The sequence below is a fragment of the Candidatus Avelusimicrobium aviculae genome, assembly GCF_949292495.1.
GTDB lineage: Bacteria > Elusimicrobiota > Elusimicrobia > Elusimicrobiales > Elusimicrobiaceae > Avelusimicrobium > Avelusimicrobium aviculae.
Window position 1 is genome coordinate 1 of the sequence record NZ_CASEZB010000013.1, and the last position, 17,167, is coordinate 17,167.

Sequence of the window (17,167 nt, forward strand, 5' to 3'; positions counted from 1 at the left end):
GACGCAGGGCGGATGGCTGGATATAGGCATACCCGCAGGTAAAAATGACAGCTATGACGCGTTGTACCTTGGCAGTATAGCCAATACGGGGAACAGTTTTAGGGTAACGTCCAAGGAAGACGGAGCGACGGTGAACAGTTTTCACATGTTTAACGAGATCAGCAACGACTTTCCCGGATGTGCCGGTACGGTGACGTGGCAGGAGTTGGAATTAGGAGCGGATGTAGACACAAACACTACGTATACGGACGTATACTTGGTATGTAACGGTACGGGCGAAGTAACTCCGCCGCAGGAATGCCAAGCGCCCAGAGGGCAGACGTATACGGAAAGCTGCCCGAATGGACAGACGGGAACGATTACATATACCTGGCAGGGGGAACCTACCTGCAGTTACAAGAAAACGGATAACTGCCAAGAAGAAGTCTGCCAACCCACAAAAGGGCAGAGCTATACGGAAGAGTGCCCGGAGGGACAGACAGGTACTATCACGTACACGTGGAACCAAAGCACCTGCAGTTATAAAGAAACGAATGACTGTATTGACGCCGGATGTGGACCTGAACCTGCCCGCCCGGCAGAAACTAGAAAAGTATGTGATTCCTGTGGGTATACAAATTTTTTGGGTTATGTGTGTAATACAGATACCCGGCAATGGGAAGAAGACTGGAGTTCTTGTGTAGCAGGAGATGTTGTTCGCAGTGGAGATTATAGGGTTATGTATAGTAATAGAGCGGAGTGCTGCCCGTTTGTAGATCCAATAGAAGAAGCAGATAATTGGGACATTATTACTAGAGAATCAGGTATTAGTCCAAAAGCTTGCTGGTTAGGGGAACTTTCCCAGCGCGCCTCTAACTATAACGCTTCTTATTGGGGAAATTTGCCCAATTGTCCTCAATTGGAAGGCCGTCGTTATAGTTGGTGTTATAATGTTGCCGGCGGAAGTTCTCCAGTGGTGGAGTATGTTGAACAAAATAGAGACTGTGCTGCCAGCGTGGGAGTTAACCAAGCTTGTTTATTCACGGAAACAAAAGATGTTGGATGTGGCGATTATGAGGTTTGGCAGTGTAAAGTTTCTAAAAACTGGTAGCTAGGTTCGTTTTGTATAAATATACCAGACCTCCCCGTTGGCAACCCCAACGAGGAACAGCCCCCCGGACACGGGGGGCTGTCTGTTTTCTGTTTTAATAACCCGGCAATGTTTAAGTTGAGGGGTTGTTTATAAAAACATCTTACCTAAAAACCCTGGGCGTAAACCCAGGGTTTTTATATTAAACACAATAAATAATTTTACCGCTTTGCTTTGTTTAACTTTGTTTCGCGCTGATAAAAACCTTGTAATCCGTCAAAAATGGGCTAGACTTATAATAATGGGGGAAGCGCGTATGAAAAAAATAATTATTTTATTGACAGCCTGCCTGTTGGGCTTGGTTACTCATGCGGCCCAAACCACCAATACCATGAAAATGGTGACATACTTTCCCATCCCGTATGCCGCTTATGATACGGTTGTGGCAAATGAAGTAATTGATGTGGGCGGTTTAAATCAGTGTGTGATGAGTGTCTCCAAAGGCCGCAGTAATTTAGCGGGAAGCGCCTGTTCTTTGTATTTATATGGAGACGGCTCCGGAGCGGATTTAAGCAGCGGTTTGTTAAATGTTGTTTCCGGCAAGCTGGATTTAAACAGCACCGTTTCCAATGCCCGTATAGTAAGCCAAAAAGTACAGGTTGGAGCAGACATGACGACCCAAGGCGGCTGGCTGGATATTGGCTTGCCAAGCGGTAAGTCCTCTTCCTTTGACGCTTTGCACATAAACAGCTTGGCTGAAACGGGAAACAGTTTGAGAGTGACGTCCAAAACCCAAGGGGCTAAGGTGGACGAATTCCATATGTTTAATGAAATAGAGAACGACTTTCCCTCCTGCGCCGGTACCGTTACCTGGAAAGAGCTGGAATTAGGGGCGGATGTTGATAGCAACACCACATATACGGACGTATATCTCGTGTGCGAGGACTAATTGTTTAAAGACTGGTTGTATGTGTAATTTTAGAGAAAAAATATCCCGGCTGTTTAGCCGGGATATTTGCGTAAAAAACATTAATAGGAGGAATGTTTTTTCTTGGGGGGGATGGTTTTATCAAAATGTTTTTTATTGATAAACATTTCTGATTTATCCGTGGCTTCATTTAATTCTTTTTCCAGTTCTTCGGCGGCGCGGGGCATGTCTTCCTCACTGCGTACATACACGGCTTTGCCGTAAGTGAGAGCTGTTTTTCCAAAGGGAAGCGGTACGCGCATGCGGTCCCAGGAGCCTACGGTGAATTTATGGCTTAGTGCCGTTCCCACCGGGATAATGGGCAAGCCGGTTTTTTTAGCCAAAAATAAAATACCGGGCTGTACTTTGTAAATGGGGCCGCGGGGGCCGTCCGGCGTGAGCATGGGGCGGTAGCCGCTGCGCGCGGCTTGCAACAAATGAATGAGGGCCCTTGCCCCGCCGCGGGAAGTGGAGCCTCTTACCGCCAACATGCCAAATTTAGGAAGAAGCCGGGCGATGTATTCCCCGTCGCTGCTTTGGCTGATAAGAGGGGCTATTTTTTGCCCTTTATACGGATAAAGCAAGAACAACTGTTGGTTGTGCCATACGGCGTAAATAAGGCCTTTGCCTTCGTTTTCTATTTGTTGGGCCTCAGGCGTTTTAAACCAATAGACGCGGGTGGTCCACCCTAAAAAAACCGTATAACAATAGGCCAAGGTGGAACCTAAAAAATGTTTCCAGGAGTGGGCATAAGCCGGGGTTGCGGGCATAATTATTTTTTTCCTTTTTTCTTTTTCTTTTGCCACGGAATTAAAAAGACAACGGTGGCTTTAGGGGTCAGCAGCCCCTCTTGCAAAGATACGTCTATTTTAGCGGAATTTAATTTTTCCAGCAATACGGGCAGGGTTTTGTCCGCCAGGGCTTTATCCAGCCTTACGGCTTCCCGAAAGAGTTTCGGTTCCGCCGCCACGCCCAGCGCGGGAACGTATACCAACTGCATATCTAAAATATCGCATTCTTCTTTGGCGGCCTGCTCTTTGATTAAATCCGTCACAAATAAAATAGCGGTGCGTAAAAATTCATATAAAGCGGTATTGGCCAAAATAAGCCGCTGAGGATTGTCTATTTGCGCTAAAAAACGCTCCACTTTATCCCCAAGCGTTACGGCGCAGGCGCTGAACATTTCTTTGGGAACCAAGGTGGCCGCGTCCAACTCCCAGTGGGCGTCTTGGTTAAATTCGTAAACGGTGCCCGGGTCCAGCTCTTTCGCTAGGGCGGCAATAAAGCGGGCCAGGGCGGTTTCGTCTTCAAACCCGGCTTGTTTTAAGTCTTCTGCCGTGCGCAGCAGTTTGCGCAGAATTTCTTTTTGCCGCGTGGCTATTTTAAAACGTTTGATTTTTCTCATAGGTAAAACCGTTTTAGTAAAAGCTTTTTATAAAAACGTTTGCTAAAACCGTTTTTCCAATGAAACCCGCGCCCCGGTTGAGGGGGCGCGGGTTTGTGAATTTATTTTTGTTTATTTTTGCGCGCCCGTTTAATTTTGGTTACGGTCTTTTTAGGGGCGGCAGCCTCGGCGGGCGTATCTTGGCGCTGTTCTTTAATGGATATTTTGGCGGCCTCTTTTTTGGGGGAGGCGTAGCCGCGGTCCAGGTCAGACAGCTGGCCTTTTTGCCATACATACACCAAAGGCGTGCTCAGCGCGATGGTGGAATACACGCCGCTTATGCAGCCCACTAACATGGCAAACGCGAAAGAGTTTAACACTTCTCCGCCCATGAAGTACAAAATAAACAAGGCGAATATTACCGTAAGAGAAGTAATAATCGTGCGGGAGAGCGTTTCATTGATAGACAGATTGATTAACTCTCTCATGCTCATTTTGGGGTGCAGGCGGATGTTTTCGCGCATGCGGTCAAAAATAACGATGGTGTCGTTAATAGAGAAACCTGCCACCGTTAAGAAAGCCGCCACGACCACCAGGTCAATTTCCCGCTGGGTGAGCGAAAACGCCAGCGCCATGACCCACAGATCATGAAACAAGGCCACCACGCCGGAAATACCCCACAGGATATTGCTGAAGCGAAACGCCACGTAAATGATGATGAACACCAAAGACAGCAAAATCGCCCACAGGGCGCGTTCGGTCATGTCGCTTCCTACGGCCGGCCCTACGGAGTTGGTTTGCTCCACCGTAAAAGGCACGTTAAGCGTTTGCAAGGCTTGCTCAATGCGGCCTTGCACTACGCCCACTTCGTTAGAGGTGCTTTTTTCACGGATGGCGAAAGTATCTTCCCCATAAGACTGTATGGAAGAGTTTTCACCCGTTTCATCCAGCGCGGCGCGGATGGCGGCCATGTCCATCGGTTTTTCAAACTTAACCTGTACCATGGTGCCGCCGGTAAAGTCTATCCCCAGGTTAAAACCTTTGGTGGCAAAGCATACGGCCCCCGCCAAAAGCAGCAAGGCGAACAGAACGAAATACACATTGCGGTATTTAAGGAAATCAATATTCGTTTTAGGTAATAAATGCATCATAAGCTGATCTCCTTGGGGTTAGAGGTTAAAATTAGCTCGTAAATGGCGCGCGTTACAAACACGGCGGTGAACAAGCTGACCGTAAGACCGATAATCAGCGTTACGGCAAAACCTTTTACCGGGCCGGTGCCAAATTGCAGCAAACACGCCGCCACGATGATGGAGGTAATGTTAGAGTCAAAAATAGCGGACCAAGCCTTATCATACCCCAGGTGAATGACTTCATATATCGGTTTGCCCAGGCGGATTTCTTCGCGCATGCGTTCAATAATCAGCACGTTGGCGTCAATGGCCATAGCCAAAGACAAGATAATACCGGCGATACCGGGCAAGGTTAACGTGGCGGAGAAATAGCTCATCACCGCGGTTAACAAAATAAGGTTTAAAATAAGGGCTGTATCGGCGATGAAGCCGGCGCCTTTATAGTAAATAGCCATAAAGACCAAGATAAGCAACAACCCGTAAAAAGAAGCCGTTAAGCCGGATTTGATGGAGTCTTCACCCAAAGTCGGCCCGATGGTTTTCTTTTCAATAATTTTTACGGGGGCGGGCAGCGCGCCGGCTTTAAGCACGATGGTCAGCTGTCTGGCTTCGTCTAAGGTAAACGTGCCGGAGATGCGCCCGTCTTTGGTGATGCGGCTTTGCACGGTGGGGGCGGATTGTACGGTATTATCCAGTACAATAGCCAAGCGTTTGCCGATGTTGGCACCCGTCAATTTCCCAAACTTTTTGCTGCCTTCGGCGTTAAAGCTGAAAGCCACTTCCGGGTAGCCGTTTTCGCCATACATGGTTAAGCGGGCGTCATCCAAATCGGCGCCGGTTACGGTAACCTCTTTGGTAACCACCAGGTAGCCGCCTTCTTTATTGCGCATGATTTGCACGTCGTCCGGAAGTAATTCGGCAATAGAAGGAATTAAAAGGCCGTTGTCGTCAAACGGGGTTTCGGTTTCTTCCAGTTTTTCTATGGCTTTGGAGTAAGCGTCCGTATTTTCTTTTACGATGCGGAACTCCAACATAGCCGTTTTGCCGATGAGCTCTTCCGCGCGCTGCGGGTTGGCCACGCCGGGCAGCTGTACCATAATCCATTTATCGCCCTGGCGGGTGATTTGCGTTTCGGACAGGCCGTACTGGTCAATGCGGTTGCGGATAATTTCAATCGCGCGGGCCATGGCTTCGTTAAGGGGTTCTTTTTTGTCCAGTTTGGCTACTTCCAATTCCAAAAGCAGGCTGGAACCGCCTCTTAAGTCCAGACCCAGGTTGAGCATGCGTTTGGGACGCTCGCCCATAGAATCCAGCGTTTCCCGTTCTGCCAGCGGCTTAGAGTACCACTTGTAGTTCGGGTAAATCAGATAGAGGGAGCCCAACAATATGGCAATGATGAAGCCCCACTTCCAAGCTAGTCTGTTAGACATTATTTTGCATCTCCTTGTTGATTAACGGGTTGCATTTCGTTTACAAATCCAACAACTGCCGTTTTTAAAACTGTCAGTTTTACGTTTTCTGCAATTTTTACTTCTAACATATTATCTTTGAATCCGGCCACGGTGCCCACAATGCCGCCGGAGAGAATGACTTGGTCCCCTTTTTGCAATGCGTCCACCTTGGCTTGGCGTTCTTGTTCACGTTTCTTTTGCCCCCGGCCGGACCATAACATCAGCACGACCATTGCCAACAGAAACAAAAACAAAATCATATTTGCGCCGCCTTGCGCGGCTGCGGTTGTTTCCATTCACTTCCTCCTGAATAATAAAAAGTTACATATACATCTGCTATTTTAGCATATTTACGGCGGCCCGTCCCCCAGCGTTAAGGCTGGGGAAACGTGGTCAGCATTTCCAAAAGGGCCTTGTCTTTTTTCTCGCGGGAGTTTAACGGCGTTATTTTTACCCCTTGCGCGGTGGTTAGCACCACGTAATCTTCTTTTACGTCAAAAATAGTGCGGGGCTCATCGGCAAATAAGCTGTGTCCGAAGAACGCCTGCGGAGGCTCTATATTCAGCAAATCCAACAAGGTGGGGGCGATATCCAGCTGGGAAACCAAGGCGTCCGGGTCTATTTTTTGCGTAATAGGCGTTTTGGTAAGGATGACAAAAGGCAAATCATCGTATTTAGCCGGATGGGGGGAAAACAGGGCGTTGGTGGGGGTGTCGGGATAGGCGGGGTGGTCCGCCGTTAGGATAATCAGGGTGTCTTCATCCCAAAGCCCGCGGTTTTCTAAATCTTTCAGAAACAGCTTTAAATCCTGCCCCAAACGGGCAAAGGCGCGGGGCATGGTAGGGGTGTCGTAAAAGGGGTGGTTTATTTCTTGGTATGGTTCATTTAAATAGTCAGAGCGGCCCAGCGGAACATGGGAATCCACCGTCAGCAGCGTTAAAAATACGGGTTGGTTTTTGTGTTCCTGCAGGTATTCGGCCGCGTATTGGAAAAGTTTGCGGTCCAGCAAACCCCACCAGTCTATAAAGGGGGCGTAGTCCGGGCGGGTTTCAAAAAAATTGCTGCCGATTACTTCCTGAAACCCGGCCTGTTCAAAAAGCAGGTTTTCGTCCATATATTTTTCATTGGCGCCGCGCAAAAAAGCGGTGCGGTAGCCCCGGTCTTTGAGCATGCGCACAAAAGAGGTGGGATATCCGTTCTCATACGCCAGTTTTACAAACGGGTGGGACGTAAAAATGACGGACAGCCCATATAAAGTGGAAAGCGTAACATGCTTTAACGCCGTGGCGGGGTAGGTTTCAAACAGTTGGTCAATCTCTTGGCTGGCCTGGGGTGGAATTTTGGGGTTAAAGCGGTGCAGGTATTTAACGGAAAAAGACTCCGCCGCTATTAATATCACCCGTTTATAGTTTTTGCCTATGCCCGTGTTTTTGGCGTTCCATATATTATATTGTTTGGCCAGTTGCTGCGCTTGGGGGGAGGGTTTTCCTATATGGGCGGGCAGCTGTTTAGCCAAAACGGCGCGCACGGTGTATACCGGGGAGGGGGCAAGCAGGTATTTGGCATAAAAATCCTGCGGGGACGGAAGCAGCGCCAACGGGTTGCTGATCCACAGCACAAACAGCCCGGCCGCGCAATAGACCAGCCGTCTGGCGGCCACCAGGCGTTTGGCGGGTACAAACCCGCGGGAAGAAAAAATACAAAACGCCACCAACAAAAGGAAATAGGTAATTACTCTCCAATCGGTTAAGAAGGCGTAGTCGCCTCCTTCCATGGTTTGCAGGTATTTGGCGCCAAAGCGTTCTTTAAAATACCATAAAAGCACCATATCCGCCGTTAAGGACAAATAATATAAAAAAGAAAGCCCCGCCATAAACCACCGGTTTTTTATGCCGATAAGCTGGCAGACGGAGAGTAATGCGCCTAAAAACAAAAACTCGCAAAATAGTTTTGCGCCTAATGCCGCGGCGGCGGTGCCGGGGGTGAGCGTTCCCAGCTGGTGCAGACCAAACAGGCACAAAGCCAGCGCGGGAACGGATAAGATAAGCAGGAATTTACAATCGTTTTTAAAAGAAGAAATAAAATGTTGTTTTAACTTCTGCATGGAAGTACGGCCCCTGTTACATTTGATATAATATTATATCTTATTGTGAGGCTTTGCCGCCTGGCCCGGTCTTTGTGGCCGGCAGGAGCAAAGTAAAACGAACATGGAAAAACAAGAATTAGAAACCATGCGTCATTCGTGCGCACACGTAATGGCGCAAGCTGTACAGCAGTTGTTCCCCGGTACGAAATTGGGTATCGGCCCCGCCATAGACAATGGCTTTTATTATGATTTTGACTGCCCGGCCCAATTCACTCCCGAAGACCTGAAAAAAATTGAAACCAAGATGAAAGAAATCATCAAGTCCCGCCAGCCGTTTGAACGTAAAGAAATGTCCAAGGCGGAGGCGAAGGAATTTTTCACCAAACGCGGTGAAACGTATAAATTGGAGCTTTTGGAAGAACTGGAAGACGGCACCATCACCGTCTACGTAAACGGGGATTATGCGGACTTGTGCCGCGGCCCGCATTTGGAACATACGGGCAAAATCACCAATTTTAAACTTTCCACTATTGCCGGCGCTTATTGGCGCGGGGACGAAAAACGCCCCATGCTCCAGCGCATTTACGGCTTATGCTTTGAAAACAAAGACGCGCTGAGCGCTTACGTAAAACAACAGGAAGAGGCCGCTAAGCGCGACCACCGCAAACTGGGCCCGGAACTGGGTTTGTTTACCATTAACGATAATGTAGGCCCGGGGCTTATTTTATTCCAGCCCAAAGGCGGTATGCTGCGCCGTATTTTGGAAGATTGGATTAAGGACGAAAACCTAAAGCGCGGTTATGATTTGGTGGTAAGCCCCCATATCGCTCGTTTGCATTTGTTTGAGGTAAGCGGGCATGCGGGTTTTTATTCCGAAAGCATGTTCCACCCGATGGAAGTGGACGGTGAAAAGTACCAAATTAAACCTATGAACTGCCCCTTCCATGTGGAGATTTACCGTTCCCACCTGCGCAGCTACCGGGATTTGCCGCTTCGCTTTTCCGAATTGGGCACCGTGTACCGCTATGAACGTTCCGGCGCGCTGCACGGGCTTTTGCGCGTGCGCGGTTTTACGCAGGACGACGCGCACATTTTCTGCACGCCCGAACAGGTGGAAGACGAGGTAAAACAATGTTTTGAATTTGCCATGCATATTTTTAAAACATTTGGTTTTGAGAAATTCTCCGTGGAGCTTTCCACCCGCGACCCTGAACACCCGGAACATTTCACCGGCGACGTAAAAGACTGGGACCGGGCCGAAAACGCCCTTAAACACGTATTGGAAAGCAACCAAATCCCTTACACCACCCACGCGGGGGAAGCGGCTTTCTACGGGCCTAAAATTGATATTAAGGTAATGGACGCCATTGGCCGCTTGTGGCAGCTTTCCACCATTCAGTTTGACTTTAACCTGCCCCAGCGATTTAACTTGGAGTATGTTTCCTCCACCGGGCGTGAACGCCCCATCATGGTGCACCGCGCCATGTTTGGCAGCATAGAGCGTTTTATCGGGGTAATTATTGAACATTACGCCGGGTGGTTCCCGCTGTGGCTGGCCCCGGTACAAATGAAACTGCTGACGCTGACGGACGCGCAAATTCCCGCCGCCCAGGCAATTGCCGCCAAAATGCGTGCGGCCGGCCTGCGCGTGGAAGTGGACTCCCGCCCCGAAAAGCTGGGCCTTAAAATCCGCGAGGCCCACCTGGAACGCATTGCCTACACGGGCATAGTGGGGGCCAAAGAGGCTCAAAACGGCACGTTAACCGTACGCTTAAAAGACGGTAAAAACTTGGAGGCCTTGCCAGTAGATGACGTAATAGCCAAAATGAAAGAAGAAGTGCAAACGCACAGTTTGGTTAATTTATTGGCGTAGGAATAAGTTTACAAAACGCTCCGGGCTGGAAAACCGGAGCGTTTTTTATTATACTAGTAAATATATTTTACGACGAAAGGAGAATATATGAACAAGGGTTTTACCTTAATTGAACTCATGGTGGTTGTTTTCATTATAGGTATTTTGTCTGTTGTCGCTCTGCCGCAGTATCAGACAGCTTTGTTAAAATCCCGCTTGGGGGCGGCTATCCCGGTGGCTACGGCCATTAAATTGGGGGCGGAGATGGACTATGCCGAAAACCGTACCGTAACCGATTCCACCAAAGACTTAGCCATTAACCCTCCCGCTAACTGCGGTACGGACACTACAGGCATGGTGGTTTGTCCCAATATGTTTATTGATTTGCTTACTTCCGGCGTGGTGGGCAACGGAACCAGGGCGGATGTGTTGGTGCTGGTTCCCACAAAAAACACGGCGGAAGTGGGGTATAGAGTGTTTTTAAACATTCCTCCCAATGAAGTGGCGGGGGTTGCCGGTAAGCGCGAATGCTGGGCGGAGGCGAATAACCGCCGCGCGGAAAACGTATGTAAAAGTTTGAGCGGCAAATCGGCCCCTACCGGTTCGGCTTCTTATTTAAAATCTTGGGACGTATACGGCATGTAATTTATAAATCCCTCTTTTAGAGAGGGATTTTTTATTTGTAAAACAATAAAGCCCCGGCGTTAAAGCCGGGGCTTTGTTTAGGAGAAAATATAGTTCTTTCAGATTAATAAAATTTGTTGATTAAAGTAAATTTTGATATAATATGTCAAGGGTTTTTTATGTGCAGAGAAAAAATTTTAACGGATAATTTAGACCGGGTAGAAAAAATAATTTCTCTGGCCAGCCAAAAAGCCGCTCTCCCTCGGGAAGCGGTATCTTTAATGGCTGTTACCAAATATGCCCAAGATAAAGATGTTTTGGCGCTGCTTGCCGCAGGACGTTTGCGGCATATAGGGGAATCCCGCGTGCAGCAGGCCTGTCTGCGCTGGACGAACCCCATTTTTGCAAAATATCCGGTACAGAAACATTTTATCGGGCATTTGCAAAAAAATAAAGCCGCCAAAGCGGTTGAGTTATTTGACTTTATAGATTCTGTAGACAGCCTCTCTTTAGCTGAAACGTTAAGCCGCTGCTCTGTAAAGAAAGGGAAAAACTTGCGTGTATTGGTGCAGGTAAAGCTGACGGATAAAGATACCCAGTCCGGCCTGCCTCTTGCGCAGGCGCGCGAGTTAGCCAAACAGATAGCTTCTTTGCCCGGGTTAACGGTGTGCGGGTATATGGCAATTGCCCCGCAGGTGCAAGACCCGCAGGAACTAAGAGGCCTGTTTCGCGCGGTGCGCCGGGCTTTTGAGGAAGATTTCCCTCTAAAAGAGAGATGGCTGTCTTTGGGTATGAGCGCAGATTTTGCCGTAGCGGTGGAAGAGGGTTCCACTCTGCCGCGCGTTGGAAGTGATATTTTTGCCAGGAATTTGGAGGATTTATGATTATAAAGGTTCGTGTTATCCCCACGGCGGGAAATAATGAAGTCGTCAGCCGCATAGGCAGCGTGCTTCGTATGAAAATTAAAAACAAAAAAGTGGATGATGACGCCGCAAACGCTATTATGAAATCCTTCCTGGCGGATTTCTTTGCCGTTAAAGACGAAAGCATTATCATCGTGAAAGGGGCCAAAGGAAAAGAAAAAACGGTGGAAGTGCGGGATAAAAGCGAAGAAGAACTTCGCAAGATTATGGATTCTATTCCGTAGGTTTTATTTTATTTTAAAAAGCAAGCTTCGGCTTGCTTTTTTTATGTGTAAATTATTTGAATTTTGCCTGTATATAGGCTAAAATATGAATAACTTGTTTGGGGAGGAAAAAATGAATAAAGGTTTCACTTTAATTGAACTGTTGGTAGTGGTGGTGATTATTGGTATTTTGGGTTCTGTCGCTTTGCCGCAATATGAGCGCGCCGTTGCCAAAGCGCACGTAACGGAGGCGCTGGTGGCGTTAAAAGCCATTACGGACGCGCAGGAAATGTATTATATGGCGTATGATAGATATACCGCCAATTTGGCTGAGTTGGATATTCAAGTAAAACCCGGGCGGTATTTTTCATATGAATGCAGTACGCGCACTTGTTTTGCCCATCCTTTGCGCCAAGGGTATCCGACTATTGAGTTTCATTTATCCCAAAAAACGGCTGACGCACAAGACAATTATTTGGGCAAACATTGGTGCCAGACAAATAACATGACGGGCGATACCACCATGGCTACGGGCATTTGCAAATCGCTGGGGCCGGAAGATCCAACCATGGCCGCCGGAAAGTATTATATGATAGGCGCGGTGGTAGAATAATTTTTTGCGTCCGCTCTCTTTGAAAAAGGCGCTCTTCGGGCGCCTTTTTTATTTTGCCACAGAACATATAAACCCGGCTATTTACTATAATATATATATGAAAAACCAAACCCGGCGCGGCATGATTATCGTGGCCGTAGCCAACGGCCTGCTTTTATTTGGATACGGCCTGTCCCTTCCTTTTTTTACCATTTATCTGATATCCCAGCGCGGGCTGTCCGCCAGTATGGCGGGGCTGGTTATTGCGCTGGCGGGGCTCTCGCGTTGCGTATCCAGCGCAATCAGCGGGGAACTGGCGGACGTTTTTGGCCGTAAAACCGTGATGATGTGGGGGCTGTTTAACCAAATTGTGGCCATGCTGGGGCTGGGGTTGTGTATTGAGTTTAAAGTCCAAGTAGGCTGGATGCTGTTGTGTTATTTTTTAACCACGTTTTTGGGGGCGTTTTTCCGTCCGGCTTCCAACGCGTGGGTAACGGATAATACTTCCCCGCAGGAGCGCGTGCAGGCTTTTGGCATTATCCGTATAGGCTTAAATATCGGCTGGGCGTTGGGGCCGGCGGTGGGCGGTTTTTTGGTGCGTTATTCTTACAGTATGGCTTTTTATTTTACGGGTTTATTGTACGCGGTAAGCATCCTCTATTTAAGTCGGCTGGTGCAGGATAATCACGTGCCGTGCAAATCCCGCAAACCCAGTTTTGTGTCCACGCTGCTTTCTTTAAAAGATACGCGCCTTGCGAAAATTTGCTTTTACGTGGTATTGATAACGGCGGTAAACTCTCAGCTGGTGGTGGGGCTGTCTATCCACTGTAACCGCTATTTACACATGCCGGAATATTATATAGGCTGGTTTTTTACCATAAACGGGCTGGTGATAGTGTTCTTGCAGTACTGGGCCAGCAAGTTGGCGGCCAAAGTGCGGCTTTCCACTGGCATGCTGATTGGGTGTCTGTTGTATGCGGCGGGGTTTGGTTCGGTGGGGTTTTTTGACAGTTTCCTGCTTATTGCCATAGGCGTGTTTTTGGCCGGGTTGGGGGAAATGGTGGTTTCCCCGGGGGAACAGACGCTGGCCTCCAATATTGCTTCGCGCGAGACGCGCGGGCGGTATTTGGGAATGCTGATGGTTTTTTATAATTTGGGTTCCGCGGTAGGTTTTTTTGGGGCCGGTTTGCTGGGGGATTACGTGGCCCCGCATTATTTGCCCGGCCCATGGCTTATTGTGGGGGCCATGGCGGTATTGGCGGGGGTGGGGTTCTTCCGCCTGCGCTACAGTTTAACGGACGAGGAAGACGGAAAAATGACGGCCCCCGTCCCTATTAAAAAAGATACCATTACTTTACACTAAATTATTAAAGGAGCTCGCAGTATGAAAGGACTTATTTTTGTTGCTTTAACGCTTGTTTTGGGCGGTGTATTAGGGATTGGCTTGGAAAAACTGGCCTCTTTTTTGCCGCTTGAAATGGCTTCCGCTTTAACGCGTTTGTATACTATTGGCATTCATCCCCTGGCCATTCGGGTAACCGTATGCGGCGTATTGGGGTTGGTTTTTGGTTATTTGATTGTGTCTAAATTTGTAAAAAAATAATATGCTGATACTGGCTTCCAAATCTCCCCGGCGTATTGAGTTATTGAAAAGCTTGGGGTTTGCGTTTGAGATTATCCCTTCCCAAAGCCCGGAAAAAACCGCTTACAAACGTCCGGGTCATAAGGTGAGGGATTTAGCCGTTAAAAAAGCGTTTGACGTAGGCAAAAAATATCCCGGGGCTACGGTGATAGGAGCCGACACATTGGTTTTTTGCAAAGGGCGCGTGATAGGCAAACCCAAGGACGAAAAAGACGCCCTGCGCATTTTGCGTTTGCTTAACGGGGCCTGGCAGTCCGTTTATACCGGGGTATGCATTTTGAATTTAGACGCTAAAAAAATGTTGTACGGGGTGGAAGTGTCCAAATGCAAAGCCCGCCTGCTTCCGCAGGAAGAATTAAAAAAAATGGCCAGCAAACATTTGGATAAGGCCGGCGCTTACGCCGTGCAGGACAAGGACGACCATTTTATAGAAAAAATTGTGGGCAGCCGCACCAACGTGGTGGGGTTCCCGGTAGAGTTTTTTGAACAATTGTACAAGGAGTTTACCGCTTTATGAATAAAATAGAATTATTGGTTATCGGCGCGGGCCCGGCGGGTTGTTCGGCCGCTATTTATGCCGTGCGCGCGGGCGTGCAGACCGTTATTGCCGGGGGCGCTATGCCCGGCGGCCAGCTTTTGCAAACCAGCGAAATTGAAAACTACGCCGGTTTTGTGGATCCTATCGGCGGTTTTGATTTGATGGACCGCATGCACAAGCAGTGCAAACGCTTGGGAGTGGAAATACTTTCCGACGAAGTATCCTCTATAGAGGGGGAAAAATCCCCCTATACGGTTACCATGGCCTCTGGCACGCAGTATGAGGCGCACGCCATTGTAATCGCCGCCGGGGCCAAAGCCCGCTGGCTGGGGCTGGAAGGGGAAGACAAATACAAAGGGCACGGCCTTTCCGCCTGTGCCACGTGCGACGGCTTTTTTATGCGCGGCAAAGAAGTGTGCATTGTGGGCGGAGGAAACACCGCGTTTGAAGACGCCTTGTTCTTGGCCCAGTTTTGCACCAAGGTAAATTTAATCCACCGCCGGGACGCTTTCCGCGCGGACCAAGTAACCGTAGATCAAGCCAAAGCAAACCCCAAAATAAATTTGGTGCTTAACAGCGTGGTGGAGGAAATTTTAGGGGAGGATAGCGTAGAAGGCGTAAAAGTAAAAAACGTCAAAACGGGGGAGATAAGCCAAATCCCGTGCAGCGGTTTGTTTGTGGCGGTGGGGGCGGTTCCCCAAACGGAATTTTTAAAAAACTCTTTGGTGGCTCTTGCCGATAACGGGCTGGTGCTGGCGGACGAGCGCGCCCACACCACCTTGCCCGGCATTTTTGCCGCCGGGGACTGCGCAGACAAATATTACCGCCAGGCCATTATTGCGGCGGGTTCCGGCGCCAAGGCCGGCATAGAAGCGGCGGCTTTTGTGAACTTGCACCGCAAATAGACGGTTAAAACAGCTGTTTTACGCACTGGGCTTTAGTAGAAAAACGCCCGGTGCTTTTTTGTGCCCGCAGGGAGGAAAAAAACACTAAATTAAAAAATATTAATAAAAACTTATTTATATAAAGGTTTTTTTGTTATAATAATGGGGTAAGCAAATCTTGCTTCAATCTGCCGTTATAAAAGAATACTCTTACGGAACTTTCTAATCGAGGGAGCGCCCAGGCGGGAAGCCAGCGCCGGGAAGTAAAAGTAAGAGCATCTTTTTGCACTCAAAATTAGGAGAATGTATGTTCGCAAAGTTGATTAACTTTATGAAGCCGTTGCCGGACGCTCCCCGCATTACGGACGAGCAACTAATCAAAAAATTATATAAAAGTTGGCGTATCCGCATGTTTTTCGGCATGTATTTTGGATACATCTTCTTTTATTTCTGCCGCAAAAATATTTCCTTCGTGGCTCCGTCTTTGATGGATGAAGGCGGTTTAACCACTATTCAATACGGTATTTTAGGTTCCACCCTGTACGTTACGTACGGTATCGGTAAATTCGTAAGCGGTATGTTGGCTGATAAATGCAACATCCGCGCTTTTATGTCTACGGGTTTGCTGGGTTCCGCTATCGTAAGCTTGTTCTTCCCGTTCTTGCCTTCTTTTTATTTAATGGCTTTTTTCTGGGGTTTAAACGGTGTGTTTCAGTCTGCCGGTTTCCCGCCTGTAGCCAAAGGCTTGGTGTACTGGTTTGCCCCTAAAGAAAGAGCCACCAAATGGACGCTGTGGTCCTCTTCCCACACGGTAGGCACGGCGGCCGTAGGCGTGTTGGCCTGGGCCTGTTTAAAATACGGTACCTGGCAGATGGTGTTTTATGTACCGGGTTTAATTGGTGTGATATTCTCCTTGTGCATGTTCAAAATCTTGACCGACAAACCGGCTGCCGTAGGCTTGCCCCCGATCGAAGATTATATGAACGACGTACTGCCGGTTAAGAAAGAAAGCGGTCTTTCCACCTGGCAGATTTTAAAGAAATACGTGTTTGCCAACCCGTTCTTGTGGTCTTTGGCTATTGCGTATATTTTCATTTACTTCATCCGCTTCGCCACGCTGGACTGGAGCGCCAAGTTTATGGTGGACCGCGGTATCGAAGAAGCTACTTCCGCCGGCTTGCTCACCATTATGCCGCTTATCGGCACCTTGGGCGGTATTTCCTCCGGCTGGATGGCGGACCGCTTCTTTAACGGCCGCTGCACGCCCGTCAACATTGGTTTCTTGACCTTGCTGATTTTCAGCTTGTGGGGTGCTTATCACTTTACCGGCACGGGCAGCTACTGGCTGACGGCTTTCTTCTTGGCTGCGGTAGGTTTCTTTGTGGACGGCCCCCAAAACTTGGTGGGCGGTGTGCAGACTTCCCGCATTACCGTGCAGGAATCCGTTTCCGCTGCTTGCGGTTTTACCGGTATGTTTGGTTATTTAGGCGCCTTCCTCTCCGGTTGGGGCGGCGGCGTTATTTTGCACAACTGGGGCTGGTATGGTATTTATTTAACCTGCGGCATTTGCTGCGTAATTGCCATGTTCTTTGTGGCCCTCACCTGGAAGAAAGAAGCTTCCTGCGCTAGCTGCAAAAAATAACTAACCGTATTTTTTTAAACCCCCCGGTCTTATGGCCGGGGGTTTTTGTATGTTGTGAAAACCCCCAGCTAGGCTGGGGGTTCGGTAAAGGTTTCACCGGTAAGGAAGATAAAAAAACTCCTTTTGTATAATAAATTGCCTGTGTCCGCAGGCAATTTAACAAAAGGAGGTCATTGC

18 protein-coding genes are annotated in these 17,167 nt (G+C 48.6%); 12 read left to right on the plus strand and 6 right to left on the minus strand.

Annotated elements, in window-relative coordinates; all coding sequences use genetic code 11:
• Together ACQY33_RS02830 and ACQY33_RS02835 are read left to right on the plus strand one after the other, a co-directional pair.
• Positions 1 to 1,090 (plus strand): hypothetical protein (locus tag ACQY33_RS02830; protein WP_428073730.1); only part of this gene is annotated, 1,090 nt, incomplete at its 5' end.
• A gap of 295 nt (positions 1,091 to 1,385) precedes the next feature.
• The gene (locus ACQY33_RS02835) at positions 1,386 to 2,018 is read left to right on the plus strand and encodes a hypothetical protein (protein ID WP_428073732.1); all 633 of its coding nucleotides are present in this window, start codon (positions 1,386 to 1,388) and stop codon (positions 2,016 to 2,018) included.
• A gap of 80 nt (positions 2,019 to 2,098) precedes the next feature.
• Here ACQY33_RS02835 and ACQY33_RS02840 read toward each other — a convergent pair whose 3' ends face one another.
• The 6 genes from ACQY33_RS02840 to ACQY33_RS02865 form a co-directional block, all read right to left on the minus strand.
• Positions 2,099 to 2,806, minus strand: a complete 708-nt coding sequence (locus ACQY33_RS02840) for a lysophospholipid acyltransferase family protein (RefSeq protein ID WP_428073734.1) — start codon at positions 2,804 to 2,806, stop codon at positions 2,099 to 2,101.
• Positions 2,807 to 2,808: 2 nt separating this feature from the next.
• Positions 2,809 to 3,441: a hypothetical protein gene (locus ACQY33_RS02845; RefSeq protein WP_428073736.1), complete on the minus strand. Its 633-nt coding sequence runs from the start codon at positions 3,439 to 3,441 to the stop codon at positions 2,809 to 2,811.
• A gap of 101 nt (positions 3,442 to 3,542) precedes the next feature.
• On the minus strand, positions 3,543 to 4,571 hold the full coding sequence (secF, locus tag ACQY33_RS02850) for a protein translocase subunit SecF (protein ID WP_428073738.1): 1,029 nt from the start codon (positions 4,569 to 4,571) through the stop codon (positions 3,543 to 3,545).
• Positions 4,568 to 5,983, minus strand: a complete 1,416-nt coding sequence (secD, locus tag ACQY33_RS02855; RefSeq protein WP_428073740.1) for a protein translocase subunit SecD — start codon at positions 5,981 to 5,983, stop codon at positions 4,568 to 4,570. The genes secF and secD overlap by 4 nt, the downstream gene beginning before the upstream one ends.
• The gene (yajC, locus tag ACQY33_RS02860) at positions 5,983 to 6,300 is read right to left on the minus strand and encodes a preprotein translocase subunit YajC (protein ID WP_428073742.1); all 318 of its coding nucleotides are present in this window, start codon (positions 6,298 to 6,300) and stop codon (positions 5,983 to 5,985) included. Before yajC ends, secD begins: the two co-directional genes overlap by 1 nt.
• Positions 6,301 to 6,377: 77 nt before the next feature.
• Positions 6,378 to 8,108: an LTA synthase family protein gene (locus ACQY33_RS02865; protein ID WP_428073744.1), complete on the minus strand. Its 1,731-nt coding sequence runs from the start codon at positions 8,106 to 8,108 to the stop codon at positions 6,378 to 6,380.
• Positions 8,109 to 8,211: 103 nt separating this feature from the next.
• Here ACQY33_RS02865 and thrS point away from each other — a divergent pair, with 103 nt between their 5' ends.
• The 10 genes from thrS to ACQY33_RS02915 all read left to right on the plus strand — a co-directional run bounded on the left by thrS (position 8,212) and on the right by ACQY33_RS02915 (position 16,990).
• On the plus strand, positions 8,212 to 9,963 hold the full coding sequence (gene thrS / locus ACQY33_RS02870) for a threonine--tRNA ligase (RefSeq protein WP_428073746.1): 1,752 nt from the start codon (positions 8,212 to 8,214) through the stop codon (positions 9,961 to 9,963).
• Positions 9,964 to 10,050: 87 nt separating this feature from the next.
• Entirely contained in the window at positions 10,051 to 10,587 is a 537-nt protein-coding gene (locus ACQY33_RS02875; RefSeq protein ID WP_428073748.1) for a pilin, read from the plus strand.
• A 158-nt stretch (positions 10,588 to 10,745) separates the two neighbouring features.
• Positions 10,746 to 11,450 (plus strand): YggS family pyridoxal phosphate-dependent enzyme, encoded by a 705-nt coding sequence (locus ACQY33_RS02880; RefSeq protein WP_428073750.1) that lies wholly within the window; start codon positions 10,746 to 10,748, stop codon positions 11,448 to 11,450.
• Entirely contained in the window at positions 11,447 to 11,713 is a 267-nt protein-coding gene (locus ACQY33_RS02885) for a DUF167 domain-containing protein (RefSeq protein WP_428073752.1), read from the plus strand. The genes ACQY33_RS02880 and ACQY33_RS02885 overlap by 4 nt, the downstream gene beginning before the upstream one ends.
• Positions 11,714 to 11,825: 112 nt before the next feature.
• On the plus strand, positions 11,826 to 12,305 hold the full coding sequence (locus ACQY33_RS02890) for a type IV pilin protein (RefSeq protein WP_428073754.1): 480 nt from the start codon (positions 11,826 to 11,828) through the stop codon (positions 12,303 to 12,305).
• Positions 12,306 to 12,402: 97 nt separating this feature from the next.
• Positions 12,403 to 13,647: an MDR family MFS transporter gene (locus ACQY33_RS02895; RefSeq protein ID WP_428073756.1), complete on the plus strand. Its 1,245-nt coding sequence runs from the start codon at positions 12,403 to 12,405 to the stop codon at positions 13,645 to 13,647.
• A gap of 21 nt (positions 13,648 to 13,668) precedes the next feature.
• On the plus strand, positions 13,669 to 13,887 hold the full coding sequence (locus tag ACQY33_RS02900) for a hypothetical protein (protein ID WP_428073758.1): 219 nt from the start codon (positions 13,669 to 13,671) through the stop codon (positions 13,885 to 13,887).
• A 1-nt stretch (position 13,888) separates the two neighbouring features.
• Positions 13,889 to 14,443: a Maf family protein gene (locus tag ACQY33_RS02905; RefSeq protein WP_428073760.1), complete on the plus strand. Its 555-nt coding sequence runs from the start codon at positions 13,889 to 13,891 to the stop codon at positions 14,441 to 14,443.
• On the plus strand, positions 14,440 to 15,369 hold the full coding sequence (trxB, locus tag ACQY33_RS02910; protein ID WP_428073762.1) for a thioredoxin-disulfide reductase: 930 nt from the start codon (positions 14,440 to 14,442) through the stop codon (positions 15,367 to 15,369). The genes ACQY33_RS02905 and trxB overlap by 4 nt, the downstream gene beginning before the upstream one ends.
• A gap of 286 nt (positions 15,370 to 15,655) precedes the next feature.
• Positions 15,656 to 16,990, plus strand: a complete 1,335-nt coding sequence (locus ACQY33_RS02915; protein ID WP_428073764.1) for an MFS transporter — start codon at positions 15,656 to 15,658, stop codon at positions 16,988 to 16,990.
• Positions 16,991 to 17,167 lie beyond the last annotated feature (177 nt).

What these genes read in the sequence shown, in the direction of transcription:
- ACQY33_RS02915 (WP_428073764.1), top strand. Translation starts at nt 15,656, where the DNA reads ATGTTCGCAAAGTTGATTAACTTTATGAAGCCGTTGCCGGACGCTCCC.
- ACQY33_RS02865 (WP_428073744.1), bottom strand. Translation starts at nt 8,108, where the DNA reads ATGCAGAAGTTAAAACAACATTTTATTTCTTCTTTTAAAAACGATTGT.
- ACQY33_RS02845 (WP_428073736.1), bottom strand. Translation starts at nt 3,441, where the DNA reads ATGAGAAAAATCAAACGTTTTAAAATAGCCACGCGGCAAAAAGAAATT.
- secD (WP_428073740.1), bottom strand. Translation starts at nt 5,983, where the DNA reads ATGTCTAACAGACTAGCTTGGAAGTGGGGCTTCATCATTGCCATATTG.
- ACQY33_RS02890 (WP_428073754.1), top strand. Translation starts at nt 11,826, where the DNA reads ATGAATAAAGGTTTCACTTTAATTGAACTGTTGGTAGTGGTGGTGATT.
- ACQY33_RS02840 (WP_428073734.1), bottom strand. Translation starts at nt 2,806, where the DNA reads ATGCCCGCAACCCCGGCTTATGCCCACTCCTGGAAACATTTTTTAGGT.
- thrS (WP_428073746.1), top strand. Translation starts at nt 8,212, where the DNA reads ATGGAAAAACAAGAATTAGAAACCATGCGTCATTCGTGCGCACACGTA.
- trxB (WP_428073762.1), top strand. Translation starts at nt 14,440, where the DNA reads ATGAATAAAATAGAATTATTGGTTATCGGCGCGGGCCCGGCGGGTTGT.
- ACQY33_RS02900 (WP_428073758.1), top strand. Translation starts at nt 13,669, where the DNA reads ATGAAAGGACTTATTTTTGTTGCTTTAACGCTTGTTTTGGGCGGTGTA.
- ACQY33_RS02880 (WP_428073750.1), top strand. Translation starts at nt 10,746, where the DNA reads ATGTGCAGAGAAAAAATTTTAACGGATAATTTAGACCGGGTAGAAAAA.
- ACQY33_RS02875 (WP_428073748.1), top strand. Translation starts at nt 10,051, where the DNA reads ATGAACAAGGGTTTTACCTTAATTGAACTCATGGTGGTTGTTTTCATT.
- secF (WP_428073738.1), bottom strand. Translation starts at nt 4,571, where the DNA reads ATGATGCATTTATTACCTAAAACGAATATTGATTTCCTTAAATACCGC.
- yajC (WP_428073742.1), bottom strand. Translation starts at nt 6,300, where the DNA reads ATGGAAACAACCGCAGCCGCGCAAGGCGGCGCAAATATGATTTTGTTT.
- ACQY33_RS02885 (WP_428073752.1), top strand. Translation starts at nt 11,447, where the DNA reads ATGATTATAAAGGTTCGTGTTATCCCCACGGCGGGAAATAATGAAGTC.
- ACQY33_RS02835 (WP_428073732.1), top strand. Translation starts at nt 1,386, where the DNA reads ATGAAAAAAATAATTATTTTATTGACAGCCTGCCTGTTGGGCTTGGTT.
- ACQY33_RS02895 (WP_428073756.1), top strand. Translation starts at nt 12,403, where the DNA reads ATGAAAAACCAAACCCGGCGCGGCATGATTATCGTGGCCGTAGCCAAC.
- ACQY33_RS02905 (WP_428073760.1), top strand. Translation starts at nt 13,889, where the DNA reads ATGCTGATACTGGCTTCCAAATCTCCCCGGCGTATTGAGTTATTGAAA.